The 20,505-nt window shown below is 54.7% G+C and carries 17 protein-coding genes; 7 read left to right on the top strand and 10 right to left on the bottom strand.

Annotated elements, in window-relative coordinates:
* Positions 1–15 precede the first annotated feature (15 nt).
* From trpD to lexA, 5 genes are all read left to right on the top strand, one after another.
* Positions 16–1,035: an anthranilate phosphoribosyltransferase gene (gene trpD, locus AC0TOF_RS16340; RefSeq protein ID WP_122001643.1), complete on the top strand. Its 1,020-nt coding sequence runs from the start codon at positions 16–18 to the stop codon at positions 1,033–1,035.
* A 15-nt stretch (positions 1,036–1,050) separates the two neighbouring features.
* Positions 1,051–1,851: an indole-3-glycerol phosphate synthase TrpC gene (gene trpC / locus AC0TOF_RS16335; protein ID WP_473769013.1), complete on the top strand. Its 801-nt coding sequence runs from the start codon at positions 1,051–1,053 to the stop codon at positions 1,849–1,851.
* A 3-nt stretch (positions 1,852–1,854) separates the two neighbouring features.
* Positions 1,855–2,331, top strand: a complete 477-nt coding sequence (gene moaC, locus AC0TOF_RS16330) for a cyclic pyranopterin monophosphate synthase MoaC (RefSeq protein WP_473769012.1) — start codon at positions 1,855–1,857, stop codon at positions 2,329–2,331.
* An 84-nt stretch (positions 2,332–2,415) separates the two neighbouring features.
* The gene (locus tag AC0TOF_RS16325) at positions 2,416–3,630 is read left to right on the top strand and encodes a molybdopterin molybdotransferase MoeA (RefSeq protein ID WP_473769011.1); all 1,215 of its coding nucleotides are present in this window, start codon (positions 2,416–2,418) and stop codon (positions 3,628–3,630) included.
* Between the two features lie 237 nt (positions 3,631–3,867).
* Positions 3,868–4,593, top strand: coding sequence for a transcriptional repressor LexA (gene lexA, locus AC0TOF_RS16320; RefSeq protein WP_473769010.1), 726 nt, complete (start codon positions 3,868–3,870; stop codon positions 4,591–4,593).
* A gap of 76 nt (positions 4,594–4,669) precedes the next feature.
* Here the strand turns inward: lexA and AC0TOF_RS16315 are convergent, their stop codons facing one another.
* On the bottom strand, positions 4,670–7,183 hold the full coding sequence (locus tag AC0TOF_RS16315) for a ComEC/Rec2 family competence protein (RefSeq protein ID WP_473769009.1): 2,514 nt from the start codon (positions 7,181–7,183) through the stop codon (positions 4,670–4,672).
* A 261-nt stretch (positions 7,184–7,444) separates the two neighbouring features.
* Here AC0TOF_RS16315 and gltX point away from each other — a divergent pair, with 261 nt between their 5' ends.
* Both gltX and gltA read left to right on the top strand, forming a co-directional pair.
* Positions 7,445–8,866 (top strand): glutamate--tRNA ligase, encoded by a 1,422-nt coding sequence (gltX, locus tag AC0TOF_RS16310; protein WP_473769008.1) that lies wholly within the window; start codon positions 7,445–7,447, stop codon positions 8,864–8,866.
* A gap of 230 nt (positions 8,867–9,096) precedes the next feature.
* Positions 9,097–10,389 (top strand): citrate synthase, encoded by a 1,293-nt coding sequence (gene gltA, locus AC0TOF_RS16305; protein ID WP_122001735.1) that lies wholly within the window; start codon positions 9,097–9,099, stop codon positions 10,387–10,389.
* Positions 10,390–10,462: 73 nt separating this feature from the next.
* Here the strand turns inward: gltA and lpxB are convergent, their stop codons facing one another.
* The 9 genes from lpxB to AC0TOF_RS16260 all read right to left on the bottom strand — a co-directional run bounded on the left by lpxB (position 10,463) and on the right by AC0TOF_RS16260 (position 20,496).
* Positions 10,463–11,647 (bottom strand): lipid-A-disaccharide synthase, encoded by a 1,185-nt coding sequence (lpxB, locus tag AC0TOF_RS16300; RefSeq protein ID WP_473769007.1) that lies wholly within the window; start codon positions 11,645–11,647, stop codon positions 10,463–10,465.
* Positions 11,644–12,543 (bottom strand): LpxI family protein, encoded by a 900-nt coding sequence (locus AC0TOF_RS16295; RefSeq protein ID WP_473769006.1) that lies wholly within the window; start codon positions 12,541–12,543, stop codon positions 11,644–11,646. The genes lpxB and AC0TOF_RS16295 overlap by 4 nt, the downstream gene beginning before the upstream one ends.
* Positions 12,524–13,360 carry an acyl-ACP--UDP-N-acetylglucosamine O-acyltransferase gene (gene lpxA, locus AC0TOF_RS16290; RefSeq protein ID WP_473769005.1) on the bottom strand — a complete coding sequence of 279 codons (837 nt, stop codon included), beginning with the start codon at positions 13,358–13,360 and terminating at the stop codon, positions 12,524–12,526. The genes AC0TOF_RS16295 and lpxA overlap by 20 nt, the downstream gene beginning before the upstream one ends.
* Positions 13,361–13,368: 8 nt before the next feature.
* Positions 13,369–13,842 (bottom strand): 3-hydroxyacyl-ACP dehydratase FabZ, encoded by a 474-nt coding sequence (gene fabZ / locus AC0TOF_RS16285; RefSeq protein ID WP_112700536.1) that lies wholly within the window; start codon positions 13,840–13,842, stop codon positions 13,369–13,371.
* A complete protein-coding gene (lpxD, locus tag AC0TOF_RS16280) occupies positions 13,835–14,890 on the bottom strand; it encodes a UDP-3-O-(3-hydroxymyristoyl)glucosamine N-acyltransferase (RefSeq protein WP_473769004.1) in 1,056 nt (351 codons plus the stop codon). The genes fabZ and lpxD overlap by 8 nt, the downstream gene beginning before the upstream one ends.
* Positions 14,891–14,941: 51 nt before the next feature.
* Positions 14,942–17,299, bottom strand: a complete 2,358-nt coding sequence (gene bamA, locus AC0TOF_RS16275) for an outer membrane protein assembly factor BamA (RefSeq protein ID WP_122001634.1) — start codon at positions 17,297–17,299, stop codon at positions 14,942–14,944.
* A gap of 337 nt (positions 17,300–17,636) precedes the next feature.
* A complete protein-coding gene (rseP, locus tag AC0TOF_RS16270) occupies positions 17,637–18,776 on the bottom strand; it encodes an RIP metalloprotease RseP (RefSeq protein WP_473769003.1) in 1,140 nt (379 codons plus the stop codon).
* A gap of 68 nt (positions 18,777–18,844) precedes the next feature.
* Positions 18,845–19,657 carry a phosphatidate cytidylyltransferase gene (locus AC0TOF_RS16265; protein WP_473769002.1) on the bottom strand — a complete coding sequence of 271 codons (813 nt, stop codon included), beginning with the start codon at positions 19,655–19,657 and terminating at the stop codon, positions 18,845–18,847.
* 71 nt (positions 19,658–19,728) lie between these two features.
* Positions 19,729–20,496, bottom strand: a complete 768-nt coding sequence (locus AC0TOF_RS16260) for an isoprenyl transferase (RefSeq protein ID WP_122001632.1) — start codon at positions 20,494–20,496, stop codon at positions 19,729–19,731.
* Positions 20,497–20,505 lie beyond the last annotated feature (9 nt).

The raw sequence follows: 20,505 nt of genomic DNA, 5'->3' as shown, positions 1-20,505 counted from the left end.
CGGTGAGCATCCAAAATGGCTGATCTAAAACCCTATATTGCGAAAGCAGCTGCTGGAGAGCCGCTTTCGCTGGAAGATTCCAGAGCCGCTTTCGACATTATGATGTCTGGCCAGGCGACGCCGTCGCAGATCGGCGGACTGTTGATGGCGTTGCGTGTACGTGGTGAAACAGTACCGGAAATCGCCGGTGCCGTTGCCTCCATGCGCTCGCGCATGCTGGAAGTTTCCGCTCCCGACAATGCAATCGATATAGTTGGTACCGGCGGTGACCAATCCGGCTCCTACAATGTTTCAAGCTGCTCGGCGTTTGTTGTGGCTGGTGCCGGAGTCCCCGTCGCCAAGCATGGCAACCGCGCCCTTTCCTCACGTTCGGGCGCGGCTGATGCGCTAGCCGCGCTTGGCATCAATATCGAAGCTGATGCAAACACGATAGGCCGCAGCATCACCGAAGCTGGTCTTGGTTTCATGTTTGCACCAATGCACCATTCCGCCATGCGCCATGTCGGCCCCTCCCGTGTCGAACTTGGAACGCGGACCATCTTCAATCTGCTTGGCCCCCTTTCCAATCCAGCCAGCGTCAAGCGTCAACTCGTTGGGGTATTTGCGCCCCAATGGTTAGTACCATTGGCCGAAGTGCTCAAAGAGCTGGGTTCCGAAGCGGCGTGGGTGGTCTATGGCGATGGTCTTGATGAAATGACCACCGCAGGCACAACGCAAGTTGCGGCCCTCGAAAACGGCCAAATCCGTACTTTTGAGATCACGCCGGAAGAGGTTGGCCTCCGTCGTTGCGATCCGGCAGAACTGAAAGGCGGCGAAGCTTCAGCCAACGCCAAGGCTTTGCTGGGCGTACTTGAAGGCGATAAAAATGCTTATAGAGACATCGTGCTGCTCAATTCGGGCGCTGCCCTCGTCATTGCCGGCAAAGTGAAGGATCTGAAGGAAGGCATCACGCTAGCGGCGCAATCCATAGATAGCGGTGCAGCGCTTGCCGTCTTGCAAAAGGTGATTGCTGTTTCGAACGATAGAGCGGCCTGACCGAAAGGAATCACTATGTCCACCGACATTTTGCGCAAGATCGAGGCTTACAAGCGCGAAGAAATCGCCGCAGCCAAGGCAAAGCGCACCGTCGCTGATCTCAAGGCACGCGCACAGGATCAGGAAGCCCCGCGCGGCTTTCTGAAGGCACTGGAGGCAAAACGCGCTGCCGGTGAATTCGCGTTGATCGCTGAAATCAAGAAGGCAAGCCCGTCGAAAGGCCTTATCCGTCCTGATTTCGACCCGCCCGCACTTGCCAAAGCCTATGAATCTGGCGGCGCGACATGTCTATCCGTGCTGACCGACACCCCTTCCTTTCAGGGCGCGCCAGAGTTCCTGACAGCAGCCCGCAACGCATGCGGCCTTCCGGCGCTCCGCAAAGACTTTTTGTTCGATACCTATCAGGTGCATGAAGCTCGTAGCTGGGGCGCAGACTGCATCCTGATCATTCTCGCAAGCGTCGATGACGATCTGGCGAAGGCGCTGGAAGAAACTGCGTTCGAGCTAGGCATGGATGCGCTCATCGAAGTACATGACGAAACCGAGATGGAACGCGCATTGAAGCTTTCATCACGTCTTCTCGGCGTCAACAATCGCAACCTACGTACATTCGAGGTCGATCTCGCTGTGTCGGAACGCCTGTCGAAAATGTCGCCCTCTGATCGCGTTCTGGTGGGTGAAAGCGGCATATTCACACACGACGATTGCCTGCGTCTGGAAGAATCTGGGATTGGGACCTTCCTCATCGGGGAGAGCCTGATGCGCCAGGCAGATGTGGCGGCAGCTACCCGCGAACTCCTGACCGGCAAGGCTTGACCAATGATGTCCAAGCTCACGCATATCGACCAGAGCGGTGCTGCCAATATGGTGGATGTTGGGGCAAAGGATGAAACCGAACGTCAAGCCACGGCCGAAGGATCGGTCAGAATGAAGCCGGAAACGCTGTCGCTCATTCTTGAAGGGAATGCCGCGAAAGGTGACGTTATAGGCGCAGCGCGTCTGGCGGGTATTATGGCGGCAAAAAAGACCGCCGATCTGATTCCTCTCTGCCATCCGTTGATGCTGACCAAAGTTGCTGTCGAGATCGAGCCGGATCAGGCGTTGCCTGGTTTACGCGTTCGTGCTCTCGCCAAGCTCAAAGGACGCACCGGCGTGGAAATGGAGGCCCTCACCGCCGTTTCCGTCACGTGCCTTACCATCTACGACATGGCCAAAGCCGTCGACAAACATATGGAGATCGGCGGTATCCGCGTGACAGAAAAAAGCGGCGGCAAATCCGGTGACTGGAAAGCATAAAGCGCTGAACTTTGCTCTGGATCAATTCATCCAGACAGGCTTTCTGTTCTAAAGGGTCAACAATTCAGTTCGAGAGGAAACGCAATGTCCCTTCTCCCGGTCGATGAAGCACTGGCCCGCATTCTGAAATCCGCAGAACCACACGGCAAGGAGCAAGTCGCTTTGTCCGACGCGGGAGGGCGCGTGGTTGCAACACCTGTGCTGGCACATTTTCTCCAACCGCCTTTCGACGGGTCGGCAATGGACGGTTATGCCCTGATTGCGCCCGACAACATCTCTTATCCTGTAAAGTTCGACATCATCGGCGAATCGGCGGCCGGCAATCGCTTCGAGGGCGAATTGGGAATCGGACAGGCGGTTCGCATTTTCACCGGCGCGCCAATCCCCAAAGGAGCTGATACCATTGTCATTCAAGAACACACCGAGCGTTCAGGCAACCAGCTGATCGTCCATGAAGGCATAGAGTCAGGACGGCATATCCGCCGTGCGGGCCTCGATTTTTCGCCCGTCAACATCGTCATTTCAACAGGACGCGAGCTGGACGCCGCGGCACTATCGCTGGCAGCCGCAAGCGGCAATGCAAAGGTTGACGTATTCAAGAAACCCAAGGTGGCGATCGTTGCGACTGGTGATGAACTCGTGCCTCCCGGTGATATTCCCGGGAAGGATCAAATTGTTGCATCGAACAGCATTGGAATCGCCGAAATCATAAGGCGGGCGGGCGGCAGCCCTGAGGATAAGGGGATTATTCCAGACGATCCAGCCAAGATTGAACAGGCGATAGCAGACAGCCTGCAAAGTGGCATCGACGTTCTGGTTACGATTGGCGGTGCGTCCGTCGGTGACCGGGATTTTGTGCACGGCGCGCTTCAAAAACTGGGAGTCGGTCTCGACTTCTGGAAAATAGCCATGAGGCCGGGCAAACCCCTGATGTATGGCCGCATCAGTGTGAAAGATAAAATTGTGCACGTCATAGGGTTGCCGGGTAATCCCGTCTCAAGCCTGGTCTGTGGCCTCGTATTTCTTCGTCCCCTTGTTGCCAAACTCGCTGGAACCAGTCTTGACGCCGACATCCGTCCGGCCAAGCTGGGCGTTACCCTGCCCGCTAACGATCATCGCCGCGATTATATTCGGGCAATAATCGAATCATCTCCGAATGGAACGCTGATCGCAAAGCCGTTTCCAGTTCAGGATTCGTCCATGCTTTCGGCCCTCGTCGGCTCGGATGCCCTAATCATCAGGGACGAGAACGCACCTACCGCCGCGATCGGTGATGATTGTCGTGTTCTTATGTTATAGAGCGGTCGTGCGCTCCCATTTTCAAATTACACGAGAAAAAACATATAACTAATTATAAAATATACATTATTTTTTGGACGCCACTTAAGGAACGCCGCGACCGGATCGGATACCGGCCTTCCATCCATTCTCGACGCAAATGTTAAGGATTTTAAAACCATTGCAGAACAAGACTGGAACATATAGTGTTCGTTCTGGTTTTGTTTTTCTCGATTCTTGGCCGGGAGGGTATCGCGCATGTTAACCCGCAAACAGCACGAGCTTCTGCTGTTCATTCACGAACGTCTGAAAGAGACGGGGATTCCCCCATCTTTCGATGAAATGAAGGAAGCGCTCGATCTGGCATCGAAATCGGGTATCCATCGTCTGATTACCGCTTTGGAGGAGCGTGGTTTTATCCGCCGCCTGCCGAACCGGGCACGTGCGCTCGAGGTCTTGCGTCTGCCAGATTCCATCGCTCCGGGGCTCAATGCGCAAAGGAAGTTTGCTCCCAGCGTTATCGAAGGTAGCCTGGGCAAAGCACCACCAGCCCCTCCATCATCGCGCCCCGCCCCTGCGGCTACCAATGACGATACATCTGCACCAGTTTCCGTGCCGGTCATGGGACGAATTGCTGCCGGTGTACCGATTTCCGCGATCCAGAATCAAACCCATTCCCTCAGCCTTCCGCCGGAAATGATTGGTGCAGGCGAGCATTACGCTCTCGAGGTCAAAGGGGATTCAATGATCGATGCTGGAATTTTTGACGGAGATACAGTCATTATCAAACGTGGCGATTCCGCAAATCCCGGTGAAATCGTTGTAGCGCTTGTCGATGACGAAGAAGCGACTTTGAAACGCTTTCGTCGCAAAGGAGCATCCATCGCGCTGGAAGCAGCCAATCCCGCCTATGAGACCCGAATCTTCGGCCCCGACCGTGTAAGGGTTCAAGGCAAGCTCGTTGGCTTGATCCGCCGCTATTAAAGTGTTGGCGCAAAATGCATAAAGCAAAAAGTTCGAGCAGATTGATCGGTCGTTTTTAGCTGACAGCGCTTAAGGGTCATTCGCAGCGATTTTCGTCATCGTCGACGTCTGCTGAACAGCTCCTTGAATTTCTGGCAGGCTGGGATTTTGGTTTGTATTCGCGTTCAGCCAAACCGCGAGCCGGGCGTGAATGGATGCGATGTAGATGCCAAGGACGGCTCGGCGTGTCGACTGCAAACCTTATCCGGTTGTCCTGTTGCAGAGTAGATATCGGTTGCCCCACCTCGGCTCTTGTTGTTTCGGGAGAAACTACGAGTAAAGCCTGGGAAACTCCGTTTTGTTCTGATGCTTTTCCGAGTCTTATCTCCACAGCTCCCTTTAACGCCAAATCACGTTTACTGATAATCAGGATAGTTGAACGACGGCACGAAGCTTCTTTACCGGGAATAGCGAGAATAACCACATCGCCAATATTGCAGGCTATCTCTCGCATTGCAGTGTCTGCCGTATAGGCAAGTATGCGTCCATCGCGCAAGCTGATCGTGCATAAACCATCTTCGCACTCGAACCGATTTCCATCGGTTCCTTCGTTATTCTTGCCTGTCGCCGGCGCGATAAACTCATCGACCAGATAGGCAGTTTTCCAATTGTCGGCTGTAAATTGCGAGGGGCGACTTCGATTGATTGCCAGCCTCCCATCAGCCAGTCGGACCCCCACCAGTTTGGCATCTTCCGATACCACGATGTCGGGAAAAGGCTCACTGACGAAAGCCACGAACCCAAGAACAATGAAAGGGAGCGCCAGCGCCTTCAGTCGCGTCGACAAAACGACACCCAGAACGAGCGCGATGGTCCAAACAACAAGCGTGAGAGAAGGCATGGCTCCCGGATTGCCGTCGGGTGACCATGTCGCCACGAAAGCAGCTATATGACGGACAGCAAAAATACCCCAGCCCATTATCTGTAAAGGCACCCAGTCCAGTCGCAATGGCATTAGCACAAGACCGAAGACGGCAAACGGCATTACGAGAAGAGCTATTACGGGTTCGGCGAGGACATTTCCTACCAAACCAAACGGCGCTGTGTTGTTGAAGTGATAAGCTGCAAAAATCCCGCTCGCCAGCCCGGCAATGAGGGACGTGCCCGCCGCCGCTGTGAGCAGCTTCAAGATTTTTCCGGCAAAACCAGGAACTGCCTTCCCGCGTTCTTCCGCGCCAAAACGCTTGCTCGCATTGCGTTCGCTCCACCAAGCATAGCCGGCAATCAACGCAGCCGTAGCCGAGAAAGACATTTGAAAACTCGGCCCCAATATTTCATGCGGCGAAATTGCAATCATAGCGACCGCTGCAATCGCCAGGTTACGCATACTGATGGCAGCACGGTCCACCAGCAATGCGCCAAGCATGACTGCGATCATCACGTAGCTTCGTTGTGCAGCGACATCAGCACCCGACATGGCAAGATAGAAGGTGCAGCTTAGCAAGGAGAGAAATGCCGCATACTTCTTCACCGGATGCCTTACGCTGAAAGCCGGAAATAGTGCGAAGAGAGACCGCAACGTCAGCATGACGACCCCTGCGGCAAGCGCCATGTGCAAGCCTGAGATCGACAGAATATGCGCAAGCCCCGCTTTACGCAGATCTTCATTCGTCTGCTCGCTGATCCCCGCGCGCGTGCCTGCTACGAGTGCCGCAGCGACACTACCGTCCTCACCGCCTATCACTTCCTCAATGCGTTCAGACACCTGAACACGCAGCATCGCAATCCACTGGGAAATTTCGGCGGTCAGTTCATCTGGCGGAGGAACCGTCGCAACTTTAGGCGTTCCGAGAAAGAAACCATTGGCGCCAATCCCATTGAAATAAGCATGAAATGAGAAATCATAATTGCCGGGACGAACCGGACCTGACGGTGTGCGCAATCGCGCGAAACCCGTCAGCCCACTGCCAATCGTCGTAGAGGCCGGAATATCCCTTGCATTGATGCGAATGCGTTTTGGTGGAAAACGAAGCTCTGGGCGTTCGGTCTGGAGCACATCCAGTGTTACTCGCCAACTGCCATTATCCTGATATTCCAGAGCAACAACCCGGCCTGTTACGCGTGTTGCGACATCTGAACCCAACATCGGCGTTGCACGGCGTTCCGTCTCCCATTTGGCGACTACAAGCCCCGCCACCAAAGCGATGCTCAATGTTATGCCTTGAGCTGCAACATAATACCGGCGCGCTGCACTCCTAAAGATGACGGCAATTGCAAGCATGGACAAAAGTGGTGTCCATTCAGGTTCGAATGAGAGCGTGAAATAAATGATCGCGCCAACACCGGCGAAAACTGGCAGCAAAAGAAAAAACAGGCCACGCCCGACTTCAGTTTCGATCGCGGCCCTGATCAGATTTTTCGCAATGGAAGGAATAGATAGAAGACGTTCACGCAGGAGGGATGCAGATGGCTTGACCAGTTTCGGATTTGCCGGAAATTCCTTTTCATTCTCTGGCCAGGCCTCTGGCAATAGTGTGCGCACAAAACCATCGGGCATGCTTCTGACAAGCGCCCGTTCGTTTGCATCGCTCGCCTCCCTGATGCCCGTCATGCCCCCGCCTGACCGCAAAAGTTAGCCCAAACCGCCTTGATACCCCAAAAGAACGACGGCACATCAGCACGAAAGGGATGCGAAACCCTTGCGCACATTGCTGCCTATGCTACATGAACCGCAGCCGAAATCGAGTGGGTTCACATCAAGAGCCTCGATTACCCTGCCGGGTATCTCCCGCAGGCTTCAGAATTCAAGTTTGCGCCAATGTCTCGGCATTCGCCGCTGTTCTCAAAAGGCGCATGACATAGTGGAGCTATCATGCCGAAACCGGTTGTAACCCGTTTTGCCCCCTCGCCCACGGGGTATCTGCACATTGGCGGCGCGCGTACTGCCTTGTTCAACTGGCTTTTTGCCAAGCACAATGGCGGCAAGATGCTGCTGCGCATTGAAGACACCGACCGGGAAAGGTCCACAGACGCAGCAACGGCTGCAATTCTTGATGGTCTGACCTGGCTGGGATTGGATTGGGACGGCGATGCCATCTCGCAGTTCGAGCGCGCACCTCGCCATCGCGAAGTTGCGGAAGAACTCGTGGCTCTTGGCAAGGCATATTATTGTTATGCCACGCCTGCAGAACTCGAAGAAATGCGCGAGAAAGCACGCGCCGAAGGCCGCCCACCGCGCTATGATGGCCGCTGGCGTGATCGCGATCCGTCGGAAGCGCCTGCTGGCGTAAAGCCGGTCATCCGGATCAAGGCTCCGCAGGAAGGCGAAACGCTGGTACAGGATGCCGTGCAGGGCGACGTACGTTTCCCGAACAAGGACCTCGACGATTTCATCATCCTGCGCTCTGATGGCACGCCAACTTATATGCATGCGGTCGTTGTCGATGATCACGATATGGGCGTGACGCACATCATTCGCGGTGACGATCATTTGACCAATGCCGCCCGGCAGACCGTTATCTATAACGCCATGGATTGGGATGTGCCGCAAATGTCGCATATCCCGCTCATCCATGGTGCAGATGGCGCAAAGCTCTCCAAGCGCCACGGCGCTTTGGGCGTCGACGCCTATCGCGCGATGGGGTATTTGCCTGCCGCACTCCGCAACTATCTGGTACGCCTCGGCTGGAGCCACGGCGACGACGAAATCATGTCGACCGAACAGATGATCGAATGGTTCGACGTGAAGGATATCAATAAGGGTGCCGCTCGCTTCGATTTTCAGAAGCTTGAGGCGATCAATGGCGTCTATATGCGCGCCAGCGATGACAAGGCGCTTTATGATGCGCTTATCGCTGTTCTGCCGGAAATCGAAGGCGGCAAGGAAATTGCGGACGTGCTGGACGAGAAGCGAAGCGCACAACTGCTCGCCGCCATGCCGGGCCTGAAGGATCGCGCCAAAACTCTGGTGGAGCTGGCCGACGGATCGAAGTTCATCTTCGCTGCTCGCCCGCTTGATCTGGATGAAAAGGCGGCGTCACTCTTGAATGAGGAAGGCCGAGCCGTCCTCAAGTCCGTGCTGCCGGATTTGGAAGCAGCAGGCGAGTGGACCGCTGAATCACTTGATGCCGTCGTACGGACTCACGCAGAGAAAACCGGCCTGAAGCTGGGCAAGATTGCACAGCCGCTCCGTGCAGCATTGACCGGTCGCGCCACCTCTCCGGGCGTGTTCGACGTGCTTTTTGTCCTTGGCCGTGAAGAGTCGCTTGGACGTATCCACGATCAAATCGGTTAAGGTGGGAACATTCACGCTGACGTGACAAAACCGGCGTAAATAGTTCAAATTACGCATTGCATCGCGAACCGTTTGGGATAGTTTGACGTGCAAAATCGTTAGGATAATGCGTTGAAACGCTGATGGTCCCCGCGGCTCGGGGATCACACCAAGAGATAAAAGACAAATTATAACGGCGATTACAATTCTGCCGTCGTGCGGGCGGCAAAGTGGACATGAAAGGAAACACGATGTCAGATAGGACAGCCAGCTTTACACTAGAAGGCAAAACATTCGACCTGCCTGTGCGACAAGGCACTGTCGGACCAGACGTCGTTGATATCGGTCCACTCTACAAGAACTCGCAGATGTTCACCTACGATCCAGGCTTCACGTCCACGGCATCGTGCGAATCCAAGATCACCTACATCGATGGCGATGAAGGCACCCTGCTCTATCGCGGTTACCCGATCGATCAGCTCGCCGAACACGGTGACTTTCTGGAAACCTGCTATCTGCTTCTCTACGGTGAACTGCCGACCGCAACCCAGAAGGCTGACTTCGATTATCGTGTGACGCGCCACACGATGATTCATGAACAGATGACGAAGTTCTTCTCCGGCTTCCGCCGCGACGCCCACCCTATGGCAGTGATGGTTGGCTGCGTCGGCGCAATGTCGGCATTCTATCATGACTCTACCGATATCACTGACCCGCATCAGCGTATGGTTGCTTCCATTCGCCTGATCGCCAAGGTTCCGACGCTAGCCGCCATGGCCTACAAGTACCATATCGGCCAGCCGTTCATGTATCCGAAGAACGACCTCGATTTCGCATCGAACTTCCTGCACATGTGCTTTGGCGTCCCATGCGAGGATTACAAGGTCAACCCGGTTCTGGCGCGCGCTATGGACCGCATCTTCATCCTCCATGCAGATCACGAACAGAACGCCTCGACCTCGACGGTGCGTCTTGCTGGTTCGTCGGGTGCCAATCCTTTTGCATGTATTGCTGCTGGCGTTGCCTGCCTCTGGGGACCTGCCCATGGCGGCGCAAATGAAGCTGCGCTTAACATGCTGGCTGAAATCGGTTCTGTCGACCGTATTCCTGAATTCATCGCGCGTGCAAAGGACAAGAACGATCCGTTCCGCCTGATGGGCTTCGGCCACCGCGTTTACAAAAACTACGACCCGCGCGCCAAGATCATGCAGAAGACCTGCCATGAGGTTCTGGGCGAACTCGGCATCAAGGATGATCCGCTGCTCGACGTCGCAATGGAGCTCGAAAAGATCGCTCTGACCGACGAGTACTTTATTGAGAAGAAGCTTTACCCGAACATCGACTTCTATTCCGGCATCACGCTGAAGGCTCTCGGCTTCCCGACCGAAATGTTCACGGTTCTCTTTGCTCTCGCCCGCACCGTCGGCTGGGTCGCACAGTGGAAGGAAATGATCGAAGATCCGCAGCAGAAGATCGGTCGCCCGCGCCAGCTTTATACCGGTGCTGCCGAGCGTGATTACGTGCCGCTCGCAAAGCGTAAATAAGCACCAAAGCTAAAAGAAAAACCCCGGCCGCCAAAAGCGACCGGGGTTTTCGTTTTTTCCTCGCATTAACAAATCAGTTCTTGGAAACGCCAGCCAGCTCCAGAATAACCTGCGCTCCAATATCGCCGGACGGCTTTTCGGTCGACATGATTGAAGCCACCTTATCGAACCCATCCAGTTGAGCCTGCCGCGCGGATCCGGATCGCATAAGCCGTTCTAGGTTGCGGGCGAGCATTCCCGGACGAACGAACTCGTTAAAATATTCAGGAACAACAGGCTCATCGGCGATAATATTGGGCAGCGCCGCACTCCAGATGGTAATCTTCGGCATCAGAAATTTGCGCGCAAACCAGTCCGCCTTATAGGAAAGCACGCTTGGAATGCGCGACAGGGCGAGCTCCAGCGAGACCGTTCCAGAAGCTGCGAGCGCTGCATCTGCTTTCGAAAATGCTTTCCACTTCTCCTCATCTCCCACGACTATAAGCGGCTTGACTGCCCAGTTCGTGGAGAGAGCCCGTACCATTTCCTCGATGCGGGGCAAGGTCGGCAGAATAACGTCGAGCTTTTCAACCCGAGTAGCGAGTTCGCCAATAGCCTGACCAAATGGTTCCATGAGCATCTGGATTTCGGTACGGCGAGACCCCGGCAAAACAAGCAACGTTTTCCTTGCTTCGTCCGCTCGCTGGGTCTCAAGAACCATTTGCCCGGCGCGCGCGCGCAATATCGGGTCATAACTGGAAAGACGATGCCCCACATAAGTGGCGTTAGGCCCGCTTAACCGCTGCATGACATCGACTTCAAAGGGAAGAATAGTCAGCACATGGTCGAAATATGCTTTCATCGCGCGGGCGCGTTGCGGTCGCCATGCCCACACGCTCGGCGCAATATATTTCACGATCGGAATCGACGGCTTTGCCGCCCTGATCTTTTTGGCGACACGATGTGTAAATTCAGGGCTGTCGATCAGCACGACACAATCGGGATTCTCCGCAACAATGCGTTGTGCCGTTTGCCTGATACGCAGCATCAGACCCGGTAAATTCTTGAGAATTGCACCCAGTCCCATTAGCGCGATCTCGTGCGGATCAAAAAAAGACTTCATTCCCCGAGCCGCGAGGTGATCGCCACCGACCCCCACGATGTCGACCAATCGGTCTGTCTGCGTCCGCAGCGCATCGATCAGATCGGCACCGAGAAGATCACCGGATTCTTCACCGGCCACGATTGCTATTTTCAATGGCCGGCTGGTGGTGCTCACTTCTTGATGTCCTTTGTCTCGCGACTGACCGTCTCGACGAAGAGGCCTTTGTCGTTTGCCGCAGCGATGGTTTCGCCGAAGCCTAGAATGAATGTTCTGCCTGCCTCAACCGCAATTCCTGACAAACCCGCTTGCGCGGCATTATTTACTGTCGAAATCCCTATGGTTGGAAGATCAGCTCTTTCCTCCTGCCTCGGCTTCGCCATCTTGACGAGAACACCGCCGCGTCGAGGTATGCGGCCAGCCGCACGCAAATCGCGCACGCGCTCAATCATCTGGTCTGTGCCTTCAGCTCCTTCAAGCGCCACCACACGACCGCCAACAGCAACAGCGCCTTGCCCGACATCAAGATCGCCCAAACGAAGTGCGGCCTCCATCGCAAGTTCAAGGTTCTGGCGTTCTCGTGCGTCCGGTGCTTTCGAGGTCAGGATTTGGGGCGGAAACGGGGAAAGTAAATTCGGGACGACTTCATGAGCGCCGACGACTTTGAAACCGAAGGATTCCAACAAGCCTATGAACGCGCGCAGAAGCGCATCGTCGCCCTGTCCCAATGCGCGCAAAACGTATGGCACCGCGCGCAGGGTCGGCCAGTCAAACTTCAAGTCGCTGACATGGGGTCTGCTTGTCACTCCGCCAGCGAGAACAACCCGCTCCACACCGGCAGCCTTCATCGACCGTACGAGCTTTGCAAACTCTACAATCGAGATTTCCTGATGCTCATACTTGTAAAGTACCGGGTCGGCCTCCCCTCGCAGTGGTACAAGGAAAGGCGCATTTCCCGCAGTTTCAAGAGCTTCTGCCACATTTATCGGCAATAGCCCATTACCAGCGATGATCGCAACGCGCCCAGCATCATCTGCGGGACGCGCTATTTTCTCAATCTTCGCCGCTGTCATGCCCGGCCACACCATGGACCGCGTCGAGCGGAGGCGTGCAATAGGCACGCTTGGTATCGACATTGATGAAATCAATCATATCAATAACAGCCGGAGAGTCTGGAATCGCAACCAGAACGTCCTTTGCGCGGTCCCGGATTGGTTTTGTGCGGTCGAACAACATCCGAACGGCATGACGAAGATTATGGATCTCTTTACGTTCCATACCGGAACGCTTCATACCGATGATATTCAAGCCACCGAGATGCGCATGCACACCGATTGCCATGCCATATGGAATGAGATCGCTCACGACCGCAGCCATACCGCCGACGAAGGCATGATGGCCGATGCGCACAAACTGATGTATCGCAGCGCCACCGCCAAGAATGGCGTGATGGCCAATGGTCGTATGACCGCCAATCATCACATTATTGGAGAAGGTAACATAATCGCCAATATCGCAATCATGCGCCACGTGAGCGTAAGCTAGAAACGAACAATTGTCGCCGATCGAAGTGTAACCGCGCGCGTTGTCTGACCCTTTGTGCATGGTCACGCCTTCGCGGATAAGGCAGTTTACACCAATATTAAGCCTGGTAGGACCGCCCTTATGCTTATTGTTCTGCGGATCACACCCCAGAACAGCGTGTGGATAGACCTTGCCACCCGCACCAAGTGTCGTAGCTCCGGTGACGACTACGTGGCTCATCAATTTCGAATTGTCGCCGATGACCGCGCCAGACTGAATGTGACAGAAGGGGCCGACAGACACACCCTGCCCCAGTTCCACGCCCTGCTCTACAAAAGCGGTGGGGTGAATAATTGTTTCTTTCATTGATATGCTCACTGGTTTTCTTCAGCTGTGCTGATCATGGCAGCGACTTCAGCTTCCGCAACCTTCACACCATCAACTTCCGCAACGCATTCATATTTAGAGATATTTGCACGTTGCTTGATTTTCTTGACATGAAGCAAAAGCCTGTCTCCCGGTATGACGGGACGACGGAACTTCGCATTGTCGATGGTCATGAAATAGACCACACCCGGTCGTCCAGTCTTGCGCTGAAGCAGAGAAATAGCGCCCGCCGTTTGCGCCATGGCTTCGACAATCAATACGCCCGGCATGATCGGCTTTTCAGGAAAATGGCCGGTGAAATGCGGCTCGTTGATCGTCACATTCTTGATGCCGGTCGCTGAGACGTCACCGTCAATATCGACGATCCGGTCAATCAGCAAAAACGGATAGCGATGCGGCAGCACGGCCAGAAGGTCCTGGATATCTGCTGCTTCCAGCTTGGTCTGATTTGCATCACTCATCAGAGGATTGCTCCTTTCTCGATTGCCCGATGCTGCGGATGTTCGCAATATCGCGGAACCACTGCTTGATAGGCCGCGCGGGAATACCACCCCAGCGCTCACCATCGGGTATGTCATTCATAACGCCGCTTGCCGCGGCAACCTGCACGCGTGAGCCGATGATCAAATGGTCGGCAAGTCCAACACGCCCGCCCAGCATTGTCTGGTCACCAATAACGCAACTGCCGGAGATGCCGCAATGCGCGGCAATGATACAAAATCGGCCTATCCGCACATTGTGCGCGATCTGGACAAGGTTATCGACCTTGGTACCTTCACCGATAATGGTATCGTTCAAGGACCCGCGATCCACCGTGGTATTAGCGCCAATCTCAACATTATCTTGAATGATAACCCGGCCGAGCTGAGGCACTTTTTCCAAACCAGCAGGACCCGGAACATAGCCGAACCCGTCTTGTCCGATACGAACTCCCGGGTGAAGCGAAACCTGATTGCCGATGAAAGCACACTGGATGGTTACGCCCGGCGCAATATAACTGTTGCGGCCGATCTGGCTTCCCTCTCCAATGACAGCAGTCGAAGCGATCAGAGTACCGCTACCCACGCTAACGCCCTTACCGATCACGGCTCCGGCTTCGATGGTCGCACCATCCTCGATATGCGCTGTCGGATGAATGATAGCCGCTGACGAAATCCCGCTCTCTCCAAACCAACTGAGCGGCTTGACGGACGAAGGAAACAGCATCCGCCCAACGGATGCGAAATCTCGTTGTGGATTGCGGGTAATGAGCGCAGCTATGTGCGATGGCACACTATCCACCACCGCTTCCGTGCACAGAACGGCAGCAGCATTGATCGAAGAGAGTCCATCAGCGTTCTTTTTGCCTTCGACGAAGACAAGAGAGCCTTCCACAGCATCTTTAAGAGAAGAGAGACGCGCAACAGAACGCGGCGCAAGCTTCGGGTCACGAAGTCTTGCACCGGTAAAATCTGCTATATCGCCAATCGTGAGCTCACGCGAGGGCGTGAAAAAAACAGGATCTGCCATCAAAACACTTTCTTCCCCGGGGCTATTACACCCCGGGAAAAGGCAAATCTACTAGAACTTGGTCGAAACACCGAAGTTGAAGTTCTGAACCTTGTCGGTGTCAGCCTTCGCGATCGGGAACGCATAGTCAAAGCGCAGCGGACCGAACGGAGAAGCCCACATCAAGCTTACACCTGCCGAAGCGCGAAGCTTCTTGTCGTCGCCATAAATTGGCGAACCGCCTTGCGAGGAGTCGTTGCCATAAAGCGTTGCTGCATCCGCGAACAAAGCACCACGGATACCGAGGCTTTCCGGAACGAGCGGCATCGGGAACTGAACTTCAGCCGTACCGTTGATGTAGGTCGTACCGCCCATCCAGTAGCGCTTGCCGTTCGCCGCATCCTGATATGGACCGATACCGTTGAACTTGAAGCCGCGAATGATGTCCGAATTGTTCTTGAACAAGTCGAAGATACGGACGCCATCGTCGCCAAATTCATGGATATAACCACCACCGATGCCCAGCATACCGACGATGTCGGCTTCCTGAGAAAGCGTCTTGTAGTAGTTAGCCTTGGCTGTCGTCTTGATATACTTCGCGTCGCCACCGAGACCGGCAAACTCCTGCGTGAACTTGGCATGAATACCGTCATGCGGATTCTTCATGTCATCAATGGAGTTATAGGTCAGCGAATAGCTAATGGACGAACGTAGCCATGGGCTATGTTCAGCCGCTTCAAGCAAGGCAGGAGCATAGTAATTATCGGCATCAGAACGGAACAGGTCATACTTTTCCTGAACCAGGTTGTACGCGATACCTGCCGAGAAATTGTCCGTAATTGGAAGACCAAAACGGATCGTACCACCGGTCTGCTCGACGTCGTAGTCGTCGTTTACGCGGTACGTGCGACGGAAGACATCAAAGCCAGCCGACAAACGGTAACCGAGGAAATAGGGCTCAGTGAACGACAGGCCGTAATTGCGCATATCGTCCTGACCGGCACCCGCGCTGATACGGATATACTGGCCACGTCCGAGGAAGTTACGCTCGGTGATAGCGGCTTCAACCTGGGCACCCGGCGATTCCCCACCGGTCGTATAACCGCCGCCAATCGAAAATTCACCAGTCGACTTTTCAACAACGTCAACGACCAGGATAACCTGATCTGGCTCGGAGCCAGGTGCGGTCGAAATGTTGACGGTCTGGAAGAAGTCAAGTGCCTCAAGACGACGCTTCGCACGCTGCACCATGACCTGATTGAAGGCATCACCTTCATTCACGTCGAATTCGCGGCGAATCACGAAATCGCGGGTCTTGTCATTGCCGCGAATTTCAATGCGCTGAATGTAAGCGCGCGGACCTTCATCGACGCTATAAACCACCGAGATCGTGTGATTTTCAAAATCACGATCACCACGCGGCTCGACCTTTGCAAAAGCGTAACCGCTTCCAGCGACATTTTCGGTAACCGCGAGAACAGAATCCTCGATTTCCTTGGCGCTGTAAGGCTTGCCCGAACGCGTCTTGACCAGATGATCCAGAGCCTGCCCGTCTACACCGTCAACATTGCTTTCGACGCTCACATTGCCAAACGTATAGCGTTGACCTTCATCAACCGTGATGGTGATCGTGTATTCGTTTGTCGACGGATCGAGAACGGCATTGGACGAAATGACACGGAAATCCGCATAGCCGCGATTGTAATAGAAACGGCGGAGCGTTTCCTCGTCAGCCTGAAGACGACCCTCATCATACACGTCATTACGCGTCAGCCAGGAAAGCGGATTCGAACGCTTGGTCGAGATCACATCACGCAGGCGACGAGCGCTAAATGCCTGATTGCCAACAAAATCAACGTTCGCGATCTTCGTACGTGAACCTTCGTTGATTTCATAAACAACGTTTACACGACCCTGACCGAGATCAACGGTACGCGCATTCACAGTCGCATCGCTGCGCCCGATATGCGCGTAAGCTCCCTTGATAGCCTCGACGTCAGCTTCCATCGTCGCAGCATCATAAGGCGAACGGGCCTTGAGCTGAACCGCGCGGGCCAGATCAGGATCCTTGATCTTCTTGTTGCCCTGGAAAAGGACGTTATTGACAACCGAACGCTCGCTAACATTGACGACGAGCGTGCTACCGGACTGGTTGATGCGAACGTCCGAGAACAGCCCCATCGCGAACAGACGCTTCACCGCAGCATCAATATCGGCGCTGGTGAAGGCCTTGCCCGGGCGAATCTCGATGTTGTCACGGATGGACTGCGCGTCGACGCGTGTGTTACCGCGCACCTCGATACGGCTAACGACAGCAGCCTCGGCAACATTGACCGAAGCCAGTGAGAGTGCAGCAGTACCCGAAGCCACAAGAGCCACTGACATGGCGAGCGCAGAAGCGGCGCCAAAGAATTTAGAACTTGCCGTCATAGGCTTTCCGAACCTTCGTTTCTTTCTGTCCCCGGGGCGATTAACCCAGAAAAGCACGTACAGATACAACCGTCATACCCGGTTTTTCCATACAAGCAAGCGTCACGGTTAAATTCTGTTTACTTAAGCAACCAGCGTGGCATCCGCGCCACGCGATTTAAGCGTTATGGTAAACAAATCGCTTAGCTTTTCCAGCAGTCACTCCCAATTTTCACTTCTGTTTAACATCTTGCCCAGTCCTCACCGGAAAAGATGCGCATCATAGCAGTAAGCCGACTGGAACTCTCCAGCCTGCACCGATCCCCAAGATCACCACCTGAGCCAGCCGGAGAGTCATCTAGCAGGCAAACAGGTCGTTGAAAAGTACGAACCCCATGAATCCCATAACAAGAAGGAATCCTGCACGGTAAAAAATTTCCTGCGCTGCGGCAGACACCGGACTACCCTTTATGGCCTCCACCGCATAAAAAACCAGATGACCGCCATCCAGCGGAGGCAGCGGAAACAGGTTCAAAAGCCCGATGCCGACGGACAACATCGCCATCAGCTGGATAAGCCAATCAAATCCCTGGCTTGCTGCCTTGCCAGCCATATTGGCAATCTTGACCGGACCACCAAGCTGGCATTTATCCTCACGCCCCACCGCAAAGCGTTGAAAAAACTCTCCCGTGCGACCGATAATATAACCCGTTTCCATGACAGCTTGTGCCACTGATTCGAGCGGGCCATATTCAATCCGGCGGAAATTGCCTACAGCTTCAGTAGTTTCTACGCCAATAGCGCCAAGCTTGATCTTGTTTCCAAGCGGGTCTGTACGCTCGACTATTGCCGGAACGGCCTGAAGGTCGACCATCTTGCCATCACGTTCGACAGTGAAATTCAGCTTATCCCCGGCCCGCCCGGATACGATGCGCTGTACATCGGAAAAAGTAGCGATCTTTTCGCCGTCAACACTGACAAAGCGATCTCCGGCTTCGAATCCAGCCTCAGCGGCCGGGCTGCCCGGCTGAACACCTGCGATAAGCGGATCGGAAATCTGGCGTCCATAAAGCGCGAAGAAAACGCTGAAGATCACGATAGTCAGGATGATATTGAAAGCAGGCCCGGCAAAAACCGTTGCCGCACGCTTCCACACAGGTTGGGTGTGAAACGCCCTTCGCTGCTCATCCGCGCTCAGGTGTGCATTATTGACGTCCACAGGAGAACTTGTGGCACTCTCGTCACCGATGAATTTGACATAGCCGCCAAGCGGAATGGCCGAAATCTTCCATCGCGTTCCATGCTTATCCGTGAATCCGATCAACTCCGGCCCAAAGCCAATGGAAAAAGCCTGCGAACCGATGCCACACCAACGCGCAACGAGATAGTGGCCCATCTCGTGAACAAAGACCACAACGGTTAAAACAAAGAGAAATGGAATGATGGTCCCGACAAGCAGGCTTTCGCCACCGAGAAAAAAGGCCAACGCCTCCTGCAAATCACTGCTCCTTACAAAACACTAGCGGGCTGCCAAAACCATATGGATCAAACAATTCTCTTGGGCCCTTAGAAACTGAAGAAAACCGCAGACGGCACGTCTGGCTCGGCGAAAATTGCACCAAACAGGTACAAAAGTGCGGCGGCCGCTACAAGTCCGTCCACACGATCCAGAACACCGCCATGTCCTGGTAGCAGACGCCCCGAATCCTTTGCGCCGAACTGACGCTTCACCCACGATTCTGCAAGGTCGCCGATTTGTGAAACGATAGACAGTAGCAATGCGAGCAACGGGACCAGCCAACTGCCTGGAGCCGCCACCAGAGAAGCAACCAGAATGCCACCCGCCACCGCGGCAGCGGCACCACCTACAGCGCCGGACCATGTTTTGTTCGGCGAAAAGCGCGGTGCGAGTTTCGGCCCGCCCAATGCCCGGCCATTGAAGTAGGCAGCGATATCAGTAGACCAAACAACTGCGAATAGAAAAACAATTGCCGTAAAGCCGAAGGGTTCGTCACCACGCAGGAGCGAAAGCGAAACGGCGGAGAAACCCGCATAGAATAGCCCTGCCGCTGGCCAGCCGCGCCCTGTCCGCCATTGGGTGAGCAAAAGTATGAGAGTGCCCACTATTAGAGCGCCAATCGTCAACAATGCGCTTCGGTCCATAAGGAGCAGAATACTGGTAAGCACCAGCCATCCCCAACCGAACACCCGCGAAAACAACGTCTGCTTGGGTGCAGTCAAGCTGGTCCACTCGTGGAACATGGCCAATCCGATCGCGATCGAAAACAGCGTGAAACCCAAACCGCCTATCCAGGTCAGCCACAAGGCAGCTGCACCGAGAACAATAGCAGTAATGATGCGGGTTTGAAGATTGGACATTGAGACCTTTCGACGGACCGGCTTGCGCCTCATTAGAGCATTTTCAGTGGTTCCGATTCTCCGCAACCACTTTAGACTGCCGCCCCCTTGGTCGAAGGGCATGCGATTTCTTCTTCGAGTTCTTCGATTCCCGCGCGCACTTCAACACCGCCAAATCGCCGCTCACGCTGGCGGAAAGCCTCATAGGCTGCATCGAGGTCCGATGAGCGGAAATCTGGCCAATGAATGGGCAGAAACAGAAACTCCGAATATGCCGCTTGCCAGAGCAGAAAATTCGACAACCGCATTTCCCCGCTCGTGCGGATGATAAGATCCGGATCGGGTATGCCTGCCGTATCAAGGTTAGCCGAGATCAGTTCAGCGGAAATAGATGCCGGATCAAGCAGGCCGGCTGCGACGTCGCGCGCCAGGCTTCGCACGGCACGAACGATCTCGTCACGGGAACCGTAATTGAAAGCAATGATCAGGTTGAGGCCGGTATTGCGATGGGTAAGCGTTTCCGCTTCAACTAATAACGTCCGGATATCGGCGGCAAGCTCCTCGCGTTCGCCGATGATGCTGACGCGCACATTATTACGGTGCAACTCTGCGAGATCGCGACGGATAAAAATCTTCAGCAAACCAAGGAGGTCGTTCACCTCTCCGCTCGGGCGCGACCAGTTCTCCGAAGAGAATGCAAACAAGGTAAGGTAGCCAAGGCCACGATCCCCGGCTGCCCGTACAGTCTCGCGAAGAGCTTCGACCCCTGCCCGGTGTCCAGCGCTGCGGGGCAAGTTGCGTGCCTTCGCCCAACGGCCATTGCCATCCATAATAATGGCGATGTGGCGCGGTTCGGACATGGCGAAGCT

The organism is Ochrobactrum sp. PL_is501 (assembly GCF_055816895.1).
The sequence above is the reverse complement of the archived record's forward strand: the minus strand, read 5'-3'. Positions and strand labels throughout refer to the sequence as shown.

Coding starts and splice junctions, on each gene's coding strand:
- trpD (WP_122001643.1), top strand. CDS start 16: ATGGCTGATCTAAAACCCTATATTGCGAAAGCAGCTGCTGGAGAGCCG.
- trpC (WP_473769013.1), top strand. CDS start 1,051: ATGTCCACCGACATTTTGCGCAAGATCGAGGCTTACAAGCGCGAAGAA.
- moaC (WP_473769012.1), top strand. CDS start 1,855: ATGATGTCCAAGCTCACGCATATCGACCAGAGCGGTGCTGCCAATATG.
- AC0TOF_RS16325 (WP_473769011.1), top strand. CDS start 2,416: ATGTCCCTTCTCCCGGTCGATGAAGCACTGGCCCGCATTCTGAAATCC.
- lexA (WP_473769010.1), top strand. CDS start 3,868: ATGTTAACCCGCAAACAGCACGAGCTTCTGCTGTTCATTCACGAACGT.
- AC0TOF_RS16315 (WP_473769009.1), bottom strand. CDS start 7,183: ATGACGGGCATCAGGGAGGCGAGCGATGCAAACGAACGGGCGCTTGTC.
- gltX (WP_473769008.1), top strand. CDS start 7,445: ATGCCGAAACCGGTTGTAACCCGTTTTGCCCCCTCGCCCACGGGGTAT.
- gltA (WP_122001735.1), top strand. CDS start 9,097: ATGTCAGATAGGACAGCCAGCTTTACACTAGAAGGCAAAACATTCGAC.
- AC0TOF_RS16295 (WP_473769006.1), bottom strand. CDS start 12,543: ATGACAGCGGCGAAGATTGAGAAAATAGCGCGTCCCGCAGATGATGCT.
- lpxA (WP_473769005.1), bottom strand. CDS start 13,360: ATGAAAGAAACAATTATTCACCCCACCGCTTTTGTAGAGCAGGGCGTG.
- fabZ (WP_112700536.1), bottom strand. CDS start 13,842: ATGAGTGATGCAAATCAGACCAAGCTGGAAGCAGCAGATATCCAGGAC.
- lpxD (WP_473769004.1), bottom strand. CDS start 14,890: ATGGCAGATCCTGTTTTTTTCACGCCCTCGCGTGAGCTCACGATTGGC.
- bamA (WP_122001634.1), bottom strand. CDS start 17,299: ATGACGGCAAGTTCTAAATTCTTTGGCGCCGCTTCTGCGCTCGCCATG.
- AC0TOF_RS16265 (WP_473769002.1), bottom strand. CDS start 19,657: ATGTCCAATCTTCAAACCCGCATCATTACTGCTATTGTTCTCGGTGCA.
- AC0TOF_RS16260 (WP_122001632.1), bottom strand. CDS start 20,496: ATGTCCGAACCGCGCCACATCGCCATTATTATGGATGGCAATGGCCGT.